Genomic DNA, 13033 nt, shown 5'->3' with positions numbered 1-13033 from the left:
AGGGAAGGTGCGAGTTTGAAGTTGTACAGGTCACCGATACCACCCTGAGAGGCCGGGGTGTTGATCAGGATACGCGCGGTTTTCATCATCTGACCGAAGTAAGCAACGCGTTCTGGCTGGTTATCCTGGTCAGTGTACAGGCAGGAAGTGTGACCGATACCGCCCATAGCGACCAGTTGCTCCGCTTTATCTACCGCATCGGCAAAATCTTTTGCTCGGTACATGGCGAGCGTCGGAGAGAGTTTTTCGTGAGCGAAAGGCTCAGAGACGTCCGTTGCACTCACTTCCCCTATCAGAACCTTGCTGTTTTCAGGCACAAAAATGCCGGCAATCTCTGCGATTGTAGCCGCTGACTGGCCGACAATTGCCGCGTTCAGCGCCCCATTTTTGAGCAATACTCCGCCTACAGCTTTCCTCTCTTTTTTATTCAGAATCACCGCGCCGCATTTCGCAAAACGCTCGCGAACGGCATCATAGACGGAGTCAACAACGACAACAGACTGTTCAGAAGCACAGATTACGCCGTTATCGAAGGTTTTCGACATCAGGATTGACGCCACAGCGCGTTTGATATCCGCGGTTTCATCAATCACTACCGGAGTGTTACCTGCGCCTACGCCGATAGCCGGTTTGCCGGAGCTGTATGCTGCTTTAACCATGCCTGGACCACCCGTCGCAAGGATCAGGTTAATATCCGGGTGGTGCATCAGCGCGTTAGACAGTTCTACGGAAGGTTGATCGATCCAGCCAATCAGATCTTTCGGCGCGCCGGCAGCGATAGCCGCTTGCAGAACGATATCTGCCGCTTTGTTGGTTGCCTCTTTAGCGCGCGGATGCGGAGAGAAGATGATGGCGTTACGCGTTTTCAGGCTAATTAGCGACTTGAAAGTCGCGGTAGAGGTCGGGTTGGTTGTCGGAACGATGCCGCAAATAATACCGACAGGTTCAGCAATCGTAATGGTCCCGAAAGTGTCGTCTTCTGACAGCACGCCGCAGGTCTTTTCATCTTTATAGGCGTTATAGATATATTCGGAAGCGAAGTGGTTTTTAATCACTTTGTCTTCCACGATGCCCATACCAGACTCGGCGACCGCCATTTTGGCCAGCGGAATGCGGGCATCAGCGGCGGCCAGAGCGGCGGCGCGGAAGATTTTGTCTACCTGTTGTTGCGTGAAACTCGCGTACTGACGCTGGGCTTTTTTGACGCGCGCAACCAGCGCGTTTAATTCTTCAATGGAATTAATCGACATGGAAACCTCGAACGGAAACAGAGAAGCGCCGCCGCAGAACGCGGCGGCGAAAGTCATTAACGCAGACGATGCTTAATTTTTTCTACCATCATCGCGGTGGAGATGCCGTAGCGATCGTGCAGCGTCGGCAGCGCGCCGGCCAGCAGGAATTCGTCAGGCAAACCAACGGTATCCAGCTCACAGCGTACGCCTTTGCGCATCAGCAGCGCGGCAATCGCCTCCCCTAACCCGCCGACCGAGGTATGGTTTTCCGCGGTCATCACCAGGCGACCGGGCTTCGACGCCTGCTCAATAATCGCTTTTTCATCAAGCGGCTTGATTGTCGGCACGTGCAGTACGGCCACGCTGATATTATCGGCGCGTAGCTTTTCAACCGCCTCCAGAGCACGCATGGTCATCAGCCCGGAAGAGATAATCAGCACATCATTGCCGTCCTCCAGCAGTTTCGCCTTGCCCAGCTCAAACTGATAGTCGTACTTATCCAGCACCAGCGGCACCTTACCGCGCAGCAGGCGCATATACACCGGGCCGTTATGGTCAGCAATTGCCGGTACCGCCTGCTCTATCTCCAGCGCATCGCAAGGATCGACGATAACCATGCCGGGAATGCCGCGCATAATCGCCAGATCTTCGGTTGCCTGGTGGCTTGGGCCATAACCCGTCGTCAGGCCCGGCAGCGCTGCGCAGATCTTCACGTTCAGATGCTCTTCGGCGATCACCTGATGGATAAAATCATAGGCGCGACGGGTGGCAAACGCAGCGTAGGTGGTAGCGAAGGGAATAAATCCCTCTTTCGCCATGCCCCCCGCCGCGCCCATCAGCAACTGTTCCGCCATTCCCATCTGGAAAAAGCGATCCGGGAAAGCCTGGGCGAAAATATGTAGATCGGTATATTTTGACAGGTCCGCGGTCATACCGACGATTTCCGGGCGCTGCGCCGCCAGTTTTGACAGCGCGACGCCAAACGGCGCAGGGATCGTCGCCTGGCCTTCATCGGCGATAGAAGCAATCATCGCGGACGTTTTTAAACGTGGTTTACTCTGGCTCATTACAGCACTCCTTCCGGTTTGTTAGCGTCCAGCACCGCAATCGCTTTTTGCCACTCGTCAGCATCGACGCGAATAAAATGGTTCTTATCGCGGGTTTCGAGGAACGGCACCCCTTTGCCCATCAGCGTGTCGCAGAGAATGACCCGCGGCTGGTTGCCGGTATGACTTTTCGCGTTGTCAAAGGCCGCAATCACCGCGGCCAGATCGTTACCGTCCACGCGCTGTACGTACCAGCCGAAAGCGGCCCATTTTTCATGCAGCGGCTCAAAGCCGAGGATTTTGCGCGAATCGCCGTCCGCCTGCTGTTTGTTGACATCAACGATGTTAATCAAGTTAGTCAGGCCATAGTGGGCTGCCGACATCGCCGCTTCCCAGGTTGAACCTTCGTCCAGTTCCCCATCCGACATAGAGTTATAAACCCAGGACGTGCTGCTCTTTTGCTTCAGCCCGAGCGCCATTCCTACGGCAATGGACAGCCCCTGCCCCAGCGAACCACCGGACATCTCCATCCCCGGCGTGTAGGTCGCCATCCCCGACATCGGCAGGCGGCTGTCGTCGGAACCGTAGGTTTCCAGCTCCTCTTCCGGGATAATTCCCGCTTCCAGCAGCGCCGCATAATAGGCGATGGCGTAATGGCCGTGAGAGAGCAGGAAGCGGTCGCGCCCTTCCCACTCAGGGTCTTCCGGACGGTAGGTCATCGCGTGGCTGAACGCGGTTGCCAGCACATCGGCATAGCCCAGAGCCTGGCCGATATAGCCCTGTCCCTGAACTTCCCCCATTTGCAGGGCGTAGCGGCGGATGCGCCACGCCGCTGCGGCGACTTTTTGTGATTCGGTCATCTTCATCTCATTGCCTCGCTTAGTGAATTAACATGCCGCCGTTAACATCCAGGGTGATACCGGTGGAGTAGGACGCGAGATCGCTTCCCAGGAACAGCGCGGCGCGCGCGATGTCTACCGCATCGCCCAGGCGGTTCATCGGGATCCCGGCAAGGATGTTGGCCGTCATTTCATCGGTCAGCTTACCGGCGGTGATGTCGGTCTGAATCAGCCCCGGAGTGATGCAGTTTACGCGGACGTTATCGGGGCCAAGCTCACGCGCCATCGCCCGCGCCAGACCGAGCACGCCGGCTTTTGCCGCGCTGTAGTGCGGGCCGCCGAAGATACCGCCGCCGCGCTGGGCGGAAACGGAGGAGATGCAGACAATGCTGCCGGATTTTTGCGCTCTCATGACCGGGATAACCGCCTGTGACATCAACAGCGTGCCGCGCAGGCTGACGTCAAGCACCGCGTCATAATTAGCGCGCTTAATGTCCATTAGCTTCAGCGGCTGAGTAATACCGGCGTTATTCACCAGTACATCGACCCGACCATATTTAGCTATGATCTGTTCAATTGCCGCCTGAACCTGAACTTCGTCAGCGACGTTTGCCGCCAGCCCGAGATGACCTTCGCCTAATGCCGCAGCCGCGGCTTCGCTGGCTTCGCCATTGAGGTCGATAATGACCACTTTAGCGCCGTTTTCAGAAAATAATTTCGCGGTAGCAAAACCCAAACCGCGTGCGGAGGCCGCGCCAGTAATAATGGCGACTTTATCTTTTAATAACATATTTTCACTCCATGACATTACGTCATATTAATTAACAGGATATATTTCCGTTATTGTGGCTCATCGAGGAAGAGAATAACCACCAGACCAATTGCTGCGCAGATACCGAAATAGGTAAATACAGAATTAAAGCTGCCGGTCTTATCAAGTAAAAAACCCGCAGCCATCGGAGCGACAAACCCGCCGAGGTTGCCGCCGCTATTGATAATAGAAGAGGCAATGGGATAAGTTTTCGTGTCCGAAACCGCCATACCGTATGCTGTGAATGCGGGCCAGCCAATATTCAGGCATAAACCGACGAAGAATAACCCAACACATACCGCCCAGGTGCTTGCCGGAATATTCAGCATAATTAACATCATGACCACGGTGGAAATAGCGGTAAACATCATCGTTGGCTTACGACGACGGCCTAATACTTTATCCGAAATCCATCCGCCGCCAATCGCGCCAATAAACCCGCCGATGCACGGCATACTGGCTACAAACCCCATACTCATGACATCAAAACCGCGCTCTTTCACTAAATAGAGTGGGATCCAGGTTAATAAGCCATACAGCACGCTAACCATCATAAAATAGGCCAGGCAGTCACCAAGGATATTTTTAGAGGTGAATAATCCCTTCGCTGTATCAATAGGCGCCATCTTCTTCACCCGAATAATTTTATCCAGCAAAGTGAAACGATCGGCAATTAATATATTTTCCCGCACGGTGTTTTTATGGATATCACGCCCGGCATTAATCTCTTCCAGTTCACTTTGCGAAACAAATCCGCTCTCTGAAGGTTTTGACTTAACCAGTAAATACCAGGCAATCGCCGCCACGATCCCCGGGATCGCAAAGGAGAAAAAGACCCACCGCCAGCCCCAGGTGACTGCAATCCACACCGCCAACGGCGGCACGATAATCGGCGCAAACATGGTGGCCGCGATATAAACGCCGGTTGCCGTGGCTTTCTCTTTCGGCGGAAACCAGTTATTAATCGTTGAAGCCAGCCCCACCGGGCATGGTCCTTCGCTAAGCCCCAGTCCCAGTCGCACCATCTTCAGGCTAAACACCGAACTTACCGTGCCCATCAGCCAGGTGAAAGCGGAAAAGCCGAAAATTGATAGTGAAACTAACCCCCGCGTGCCGCGTTTGGCGATAAAAAAACCTGCCGGGATCTGGCTTACCGCGTAGCCAAGGAAAAACATACTGGCGATGGCTCCGGCTTCAAAGTTGTTGATATGAAACTCATCAATGATAAACGGCAGCACCGCGCCGATATTGGTTCTGTCGGCGTAATTTATTGCATACACCAGGAAAATCATCGTCAAAACCACCAAACGATATTTTGTCTTCCTGGCGTCAGTACAGACTACAGTATCTATACGTGACATAGGGTATCCTCATTATTGTTTATACCCTTCATACTTCAAGTTGCTTATGTGTTGGCTACGGATACTCGGCCCATCCATGGGCCTCGCCCTGACGGGCCGTCGCACGCGACGTTCAAATCTGCTCCCGGCAGATTTGTCGCTCACCCCAGTCACATAGTTATCTATGCTCCTGGGGACTCACTCCCTTGCCGCCTTTAAGCAACTCGAATTATTTTGGGTATATGTTTTTTTCGCGAACCTTACCGCATCGCGCCTTGTTATCAGGCCTGTGGTTGCAATATAACAATCCCCAAAAGAAACGGTATTCAAAAAACCTCAATTATGAATGAGGAAAATTTTCTTCGTGACTGGATTCAAATTATTGTTGAATCAGCTTGACCGACAGAAATGGCAGATAAAACTGTTAACTTCATCACGAATTACCCCATAACTTATTTTTCGCCTATGTTAAGCTGACCAGGTATTAGGGGAGTAACCGCTGAATTTACTTCCTGGGGTAATAAAATTGGGCGATCATCATTCCATTCACCGGAGATAATCATGAACCAGCCACTACAGAATAAAAGCTTGCCTGTGCCATCTTTACGCAATATCCAGGCATTCATTGAAGTGGCTGATACCAACAGCCTGAATCTGGCAGCTGAAAATCTCAATGTTACGGCCTCCGCGGTAAGCCATCAGATAGCCAGTCTGGAACAGTATCTGGGAAAGAAACTTTTTTCGCGCAGCAGTAAAGGCGTCGTATTGACCGCGATTGGTGAAAAATATTTAAAAGAGGTTTCGGGGGCGTTAAACATTATTGGACAGGCTACCAACCAGGTCATAAATGATATTCACCAGGATTATTTACGCATACATTCAGCACCGAGTTTTGGATTACTATGGTTGATGCCCCGTCTGAATAAATTTCGCCAGGCCTGGCCTGAGCTTAAAATTAGCCTGACCTGTTCTTACGAAAGTATTCAGTTCTCCCGTGATAATATCGACATCGATATCCGCCACGGCCTTTCACAATGGCCGACGCTGGTCGTCAAAACCATAAAAAATGAACGTATGCTCCCCTATACGTCATCGACTTATTTAGCGAGTCATAGCATTCAAAACATTGAAGACTTACTGGGTTGCGATCTTATTCATTCAGATAGCACGCTGATCAACTGGAGCAACTGGCTGTCCTGGCATAAGGTTCGCGGCTGGAATAAAAACTTTATTTTTAATTTTGACCGCTCCTATATGAGCATTGAGGCTGCACGTATGGGCATGGGGATTATTCTTGAAAGCAATTTACTGGCCGGACAAAGCGTTAGCCAACGCCACCTGGCGCCCGTTTTTACGACTGACGTGAGTATGCCGGTTAACGCTCACCACTTCGTTTTGCCACATCACAATGAACAAAAAGAGAAAGTGAAGATATTCTTTAATTGGGTTTCCAAAGAGCTAAGCCGCGAAGGATTTCAGATCTAATAGCTGGCGGTAGACAAACCTGAAATGTGCGCCTAAAGTTAATCAATCGATTGATTAAGACTTAGGGCGTGTGATGAATATTCCCACTACGACCACCAAGGGCGAGCAGGCGAAAAGTCAGCTCATTGCCGCCGCACTGGCGCAGTTTGGCGAGTATGGCCTCCATGCCACCACGCGCGATATCGCCGCGCTGGCGGGGCAAAATATTGCCGCCATTACTTACTATTTCGGCTCAAAAGAGGATTTATACCTCGCCTGCGCCCAGTGGATTGCCGATTTTCTTGGCGAAAAATTCCGCCCCCATGCTGAAAAAGCGGAACGTCTGTTTAGCCAGCCTGCCCCTGACCGGGACGCCATACGCGAGCTCATTCTGCTCGCCTGCAAGAACATGATTATGCTGCTGACGCAGGAAGACACCGTTAACCTGAGCAAATTTATTTCACGCGAGCAGCTCTCTCCCACGTCGGCCTATCAATTGGTCCATGAACAGGTTATCGATCCGTTGCACACCCATCTGACAAGATTGGTTGCCGCTTATACCGGCTGCGACGCCAATGATACGCGCATGATTTTGCATACCCATGCCTTACTGGGCGAAGTGCTGGCGTTTCGTCTCGGCAAAGAAACTATTCTGTTACGTACCGGCTGGCCGCAGTTTGATGAAGAAAAAGCGGAGCTGATTTACCAGACGGTAACCTGCCACATCGATCTTATTCTGCACGGTTTAACGCAAAGGAGTCTGGACTGATGAAAAAACCTGTCGTTATCGGACTGGCAATCGCAGCGATCGTCGCTGTGATTGCCGGTGGAACCTGGTGGTATCAAAGTCGGCAGGACGATGGGCTGACGCTATACGGTAATGTCGATATCCGTACCGTCAATATCAGCTTTCGCGTCGGCGGCAGGCTGGCATCGCTGAATGTTGATGAAGGCGATGCCATCAAAGCCGGACAGGTGCTCGGCGAACTGGATCACGCGCCATACGAAAACGCGCTAATGCAGGCGAAAGCTGGCGTGTCGGTCGCGCAGGCGCAATATGATTTGATGCTGGCAGGCTATCGCGATGAAGAGATAGCCCAGGCCGCCGCCGCCGTCAGACAGGCGCAAGCCGCTTATGACTACGCGCAAAACTTTTATAACCGTCAGCAAGGATTGTGGAAAAGCCGCACCATTTCCGCTAACGATCTGGAAAACGCCCGCTCATCGCGCGATCAGGCGCAGGCGACGCTGAAGTCCGCGCAGGATAAACTGAGCCAGTACCGTACCGGTAATCGTGAACAGGATATCGCCCAGGCGAAAGCCAGCCTGGAACAGACAAAGGCCCAACTGGCGCAGGCGCAGCTTGATTTGCAGGACACCACGCTTATCGCGCCTGCCAACGGAACCTTGCTCACCCGCGCGGTCGAGCCTGGCAGTATGCTGAACGCCGGCAGCACGGTATTAACGCTCTCGCTGACCCGCCCCGTCTGGGTGCGCGCCTATGTCGATGAACGCAACCTCAGTCAGACGCAACCGGGGCGCGACATTCTGTTGTATACCGACGGTCGTCCTGACAAACCTTACCACGGCAAGATTGGTTTCGTTTCGCCCACCGCGGAATTTACGCCGAAAACCGTCGAAACGCCGGATCTGCGTACCGATCTCGTCTATCGCCTGCGCATTATCGTCACCGATGCGGACGATGCGTTACGCCAGGGGATGCCAGTCACGGTGAAATTTAATGACGAGGCACGGCATGAGTGAGGCCGTTATTACGCTGCACGGTCTGACGAAGCGCTTTGCGGGAATGGATAAACCCGCCGTCGCGCCGCTCGACTGTACCATTCATTCCGGTTATGTCACCGGGCTGGTAGGGCCGGACGGCGCAGGAAAAACCACGCTAATGCGTATGCTGGCAGGCCTGCTCAAAGCCGATGGCGGCAGCGCGTCCGTATTGGGCTTCGACCCGATACAAAACGACAGCGAGCTGCACGCGGTTCTGGGCTATATGCCGCAGAAATTCGGTCTGTATGAAGATCTTACCGTCATGGAGAACCTTAATCTCTATGCCGATTTACGCAGCGTTACCGGCGAGATACGGGAAAAGACCTTTGCCCGTTTGTTGGAATTTACCGCCCTCGGCCCTTTCACTGGCCGTCTGGCGGGGAAATTGTCCGGCGGGATGAAGCAAAAACTGGGGCTGGCCTGTACGCTGGTCGGCGAACCGAAAGTGCTGCTGTTGGATGAACCGGGCGTTGGCGTTGACCCGATTTCACGGCGCGAGTTGTGGCAAATGGTCCACGAACTGGCGGGCGACGGGATGCTGATTTTATGGAGCACCTCCTATCTGGATGAAGCCGAACAGTGTCGCGATGTGCTGCTGATGAATGAAGGCGAGCTGCTCTATCAGGGCGAACCTAAAGCGCTGACGCAAACGATGGCCGGTCGTAGCTTTCTGATGAGCAGTCCACAGGAAAACAACCGTAAGTTGCTACAGAGAGCGCTCAGACTGCCGCAGGTGAGCGACGGCATGATTCAGGGACGTTCGGTACGCCTGATCCTGAAAAAAGAGGCGACCGCAGCAGATATTCGTCAGGCCGAAGGAATGCCGGAAATCACCCTCAATGAGACCGCGCCGCGCTTCGAAGATGCGTTTATCGATCTGCTTGGCGGAGCGGGAACCTCGGAGTCTCCGCTGGGTTCAATCCTGCATACGGTTGAAGGCACTGCCGGCGAAACGGTGATTGAAGCGCAGGAACTGACGAAAAAATTTGGCGATTTCGCAGCCACGGACCATGTTAATTTCGTCGTACAGCGCGGCGAGATTTTTGGCCTGCTCGGCCCGAACGGCGCGGGTAAATCAACCACCTTTAAAATGATGTGCGGCCTGCTGGTGCCGACGTCCGGCAAGGCGCTGGTGCTGGATATGGATCTGAAAGTCAGCTCCGGCAAAGCCCGTCAGCATCTGGGCTATATGGCGCAAAAATTTTCGCTTTACGGCAACCTGACGGTTGAGCAGAACCTGCGTTTTTTCTCCGGCGTCTACGGTTTGCGGGGCCGCGCGCAAAATGAAAAAATTCAGCGCATGAGTGAAGCGTTTGGTCTGAAAAGCATCGCGTCGCATCCCACCGATGCGCTGCCGCTGGGCTTTAAACAGCGACTGGCGCTGGCCTGCTCGCTGATGCACGAACCGGATATTTTATTCCTTGATGAACCAACGTCCGGGGTTGATCCCCTCACCCGCCGTGAATTTTGGCTGCACATTAATAGCATGGTGGAAAAAGGGGTCACGGTAATGGTGACGACCCACTTTATGGATGAAGCGGAATATTGCGATCGCATCGGACTGGTTTATCGCGGGAAGCTTATCGCCAGCGGTACGCCGGACGATCTCAAAGCGCAGGCCGCCGATGAGCAACAGGCCGATCCGACGATGGAGCAGGCCTTTATCACTCTCATCAATGACTGGGATAAGGAGCATACGCATGAGTAAGTCTCTCTCCTGGCGCCGCGTGCGTGCGTTGTGCGTCAAAGAGACGCGCCAGATCGTGCGCGATCCCAGTAGCTGGCTGATTGCGGTGGTGATCCCGCTGCTGTTGCTGTTTATTTTTGGTTACGGCATTAACCTCGACTCCAGCAAGCTGCGGGTGGGGATTCTGCTTGAACAGCAAAGCCAGGAGGCGCTGGATTTCACTCATGCGATGACCGGTTCACCCTATATCGACGCGACCATTAGCGATAATCGCCATGAATTAATTGAAAAAATGCAGGCCGGACGTATTCGCGGACTGGTGGTGATTCCGGTGGATTTCGCGCAGCAAATGGCGCGCGCCGGTGACAGCGCGCCGATTCAGGTGATTACCGACGGCAGCGAGCCAAACACCGCCAACTTCGTTCAGGGTTATGTGGAAGGCATCTGGCAAATCTGGCAACAGCAGCGGGCGGAAGATCGCGGCGACACCTTTGAACCGCTCATCGACGTCCAGACGCGCTACTGGTTTAACCCAGCGGCGATCAGTCAGCATTTTATTATTCCCGGGGCGGTGACCATTATCATGACGGTAATTGGCGCAATCCTCACCTCGCTGGTCGTTGCCCGCGAATGGGAGCGCGGCACGATGGAGGCGCTGCTCTCAACCGAAGTGACGCGTGTTGAACTGCTGCTGTGTAAGCTTATTCCCTATTACTTTCTCGGTATGCTGGCGATGCTGCTCTGTATGCTGGTATCGGTGTTTATTCTCGGCGTGCCGTATCGCGGTTCGCTGGTGATTCTGTTTATCATCACCAGTCTGTTTTTACTGAGTACGCTGGGGATGGGGCTGTTGATTTCCACCATCACTCGCAACCAGTTTAACGCCGCGCAGGTGGCGCTGAACGCCGCGTTTTTGCCCTCGATTATGCTGTCCGGATTTATCTTCCAGATAGACAGTATGCCTGCGGTGATCCGCGCGGTGACCTATATTATTCCGGCGCGCTATTTTGTCAGCACCCTGCAAAGTCTGTTTCTGGCCGGCAATATTCCGGTCGTGTTAGGCGTTAACGTACTGTTTTTAATCGCCTCGGCGGTGATGTTTATTGGCCTGACGTGGCTAAAAACCAAACGACGGCTGGATTAAATATGTGTATGGATAATTGTCGTCGTAGGCCGGATAAGGCGTTCACGCCGCCATCCGGCATTATGCCTGATGCGCTTTGCTTATCAGGCCTACAAACTGGACTGAGAGGACGGACATGTTTCATCGCTTATGGACGTTAATTCGCAAAGAACTGCAATCGCTTTTACGCGAACCGCAAACGCGCGCGATCCTGATTCTGCCGGTGCTGATTCAGGTCATCCTGTTTCCGTTCGCCGCGACGCTTGAAGTCACTAACGCGACTATCGCCATCTATAACGAAGATAACGGCAAACATTCGGTAGAACTTACCCAGCGCTTTGCCCGCGCGAAAGCGTTTACCCATGTGCTATTGCTGAACAGTCCGCAGGAGATCCAGCCGACTATCGATACGCAAAAAGCGCTGCTGCTGGTACGCTTCCCGGCGGATTTCTCGCGGAATCTGGATACCTTCCAGCCAGCGCCGATGCAACTCATTCTTGATGGACGTAACTCCAACAGCGCGCAAATCGCCGCCAATTATCTGCAACAGATCGTCAAGGAGTATCAGCAGACATTGCTGGACGGCAAGCCAAAGCCCAACAATAGCGAACTGGTGGTACGCAACTGGTATAACCCGAATCTGGACTACAAGTGGTTTGTGGTGCCCTCGCTGATCGCCATGATCACCACTATTGGCGTGATGATCGTCACTTCGCTGTCCGTCGCCCGCGAGCGTGAACAAGGCACTCTGGATCAGCTGCTGGTCTCTCCGCTCACCACCTGGCAGATTTTCGTTGGTAAAGCGGTGCCGGCGCTGATTGTCGCGACCTTCCAGGCCACGATCGTGCTGGCTATCGGCATTTGGGCATACCAAATTCCCTTCGCCGGTTCATTAGCGCTGTTTTATTTCACGATGGTGATTTACGGGCTGTCGCTGGTAGGCTTTGGCTTGCTGATATCATCGCTTTGCGCCACGCAACAGCAGGCGTTTATCGGCGTCTTTGTCTTTATGATGCCGGCGATTTTGCTCTCGGGTTATGTCTCGCCGGTGGAAAATATGCCAGTCTGGCTGCAAAACCTGACGTGGATAAATCCTATCCGCCACTTTACTGATATTACCAAGCAAATTTATCTTAAGGATGCGAGTCTGGGGATTGTCTGGGGAAGTTTGTGGCCGCTACTGGTGATAGCGGCCACCACGGGTTCAGCGGCGTATGCGATGTTTAGACGCAAAGTGATGTAGCTTTTTATCTTTCGCCAGTAGCGAGACCACGGCGGGCCCGGCCAGGATAGCCAGCCCCGCCAGCGCCAGTAAGACATTGTTTTGCAATACGCGGGATAGCAGCCAGAGGACAATCAGCGCGGTGCCGAAGTACCAGGTGGTAGTCAGCTCTTCCAGCACATCCGCCACATCGCGCCAGCGTTGCTCATGATGGCGCTGCAACGCCAGCATCAGCAGTACCGTCACGCCATAAAGCACGCATAATCCCAGGCCGACGCGCACTAATGTGCCGCTCATCCAGCCTATTACCAGCATCGCCACTACCAGTAAATGCAACATAATCTGCCAACAACCGAGGCCGGTTGCGACACGAACGCGTTGTTGCCACTTCATGGCTTTTCTCCTGAAGCATTTTTCTCTCATTATTCAGAGTACCGAACTTTACGGAAAATTCCGTAAGACCGCATCTTTTTGTGACGACGAC

Annotated in this window: 12 protein-coding genes; 6 read left to right on the top strand and 6 right to left on the bottom strand. The window is 53.4% G+C overall.

Annotated elements, in window-relative coordinates; translation table 11 throughout:
* From NA330_RS22075 to NA330_RS22055, 5 genes are all read right to left on the bottom strand, one after another.
* Positions 1–1250 (bottom strand): aldehyde dehydrogenase family protein (locus NA330_RS22075; RefSeq protein ID WP_198879426.1); only part of this gene is annotated, 1250 nt, incomplete at its 3' end.
* Between the two features lie 56 nt (positions 1251–1306).
* Entirely contained in the window at positions 1307–2299 is a 993-nt protein-coding gene (locus NA330_RS22070) for a transketolase family protein (RefSeq protein ID WP_052894833.1), read from the bottom strand.
* Positions 2299–3144, bottom strand: coding sequence for a transketolase (locus NA330_RS22065; RefSeq protein ID WP_000784292.1), 846 nt, complete (start codon positions 3142–3144; stop codon positions 2299–2301). Before NA330_RS22065 ends, NA330_RS22070 begins: the two co-directional genes overlap by 1 nt.
* A 13-nt stretch (positions 3145–3157) precedes the next feature.
* Entirely contained in the window at positions 3158–3907 is a 750-nt protein-coding gene (locus NA330_RS22060) for an SDR family NAD(P)-dependent oxidoreductase (RefSeq protein ID WP_001523094.1), read from the bottom strand.
* A 50-nt stretch (positions 3908–3957) separates the two neighbouring features.
* On the bottom strand, positions 3958–5289 hold the full coding sequence (locus tag NA330_RS22055) for an MFS transporter (protein ID WP_001518324.1): 1332 nt from the start codon (positions 5287–5289) through the stop codon (positions 3958–3960).
* A gap of 540 nt (positions 5290–5829) precedes the next feature.
* Here NA330_RS22055 and NA330_RS22050 point away from each other — a divergent pair.
* The 6 genes from NA330_RS22050 (at position 5830) to NA330_RS22025 (ending at position 12570) form a co-directional block, all read left to right on the top strand.
* On the top strand, positions 5830–6753 hold the full coding sequence (locus NA330_RS22050) for a LysR substrate-binding domain-containing protein (RefSeq protein WP_001075546.1): 924 nt from the start codon (positions 5830–5832) through the stop codon (positions 6751–6753).
* A 73-nt stretch (positions 6754–6826) separates the two neighbouring features.
* On the top strand, positions 6827–7501 hold the full coding sequence (gene cecR, locus NA330_RS22045) for a transcriptional regulator CecR (protein WP_001025254.1): 675 nt from the start codon (positions 6827–6829) through the stop codon (positions 7499–7501).
* Positions 7501–8496, top strand: a complete 996-nt coding sequence (gene hlyD, locus NA330_RS22040) for a secretion protein HlyD (protein ID WP_023242352.1) — start codon at positions 7501–7503, stop codon at positions 8494–8496. The genes cecR and hlyD overlap by 1 nt, the downstream gene beginning before the upstream one ends.
* Entirely contained in the window at positions 8489–10225 is a 1737-nt protein-coding gene (locus NA330_RS22035) for an ATP-binding cassette domain-containing protein (RefSeq protein ID WP_001287616.1), read from the top strand. The genes hlyD and NA330_RS22035 overlap by 8 nt, the downstream gene beginning before the upstream one ends.
* Positions 10218–11348: an ABC transporter permease gene (locus NA330_RS22030; RefSeq protein ID WP_000045762.1), complete on the top strand. Its 1131-nt coding sequence runs from the start codon at positions 10218–10220 to the stop codon at positions 11346–11348. The genes NA330_RS22035 and NA330_RS22030 overlap by 8 nt, the downstream gene beginning before the upstream one ends.
* Before the next feature lie 115 nt (positions 11349–11463).
* Positions 11464–12570: an ABC transporter permease gene (locus tag NA330_RS22025; RefSeq protein ID WP_000469044.1), complete on the top strand. Its 1107-nt coding sequence runs from the start codon at positions 11464–11466 to the stop codon at positions 12568–12570.
* Here the strand turns inward: NA330_RS22025 and NA330_RS22020 are convergent.
* Positions 12532–12942, bottom strand: coding sequence for a YbhQ family protein (locus NA330_RS22020; RefSeq protein WP_000871970.1), 411 nt, complete (start codon positions 12940–12942; stop codon positions 12532–12534). The two genes, NA330_RS22025 and NA330_RS22020, sit on opposite strands and share 39 nt — an antisense overlap.
* Between the last annotated feature and the right edge of the window lie 91 nt (positions 12943–13033).

This window comes from Salmonella sp. NW722 (assembly GCF_051702785.1).
GTDB lineage: Bacteria > Pseudomonadota > Gammaproteobacteria > Enterobacterales > Enterobacteriaceae > Salmonella > Salmonella enterica.
Note: the sequence above shows the minus strand (reverse complement) of the source record. Positions and strands in the feature narration are given on the sequence as shown.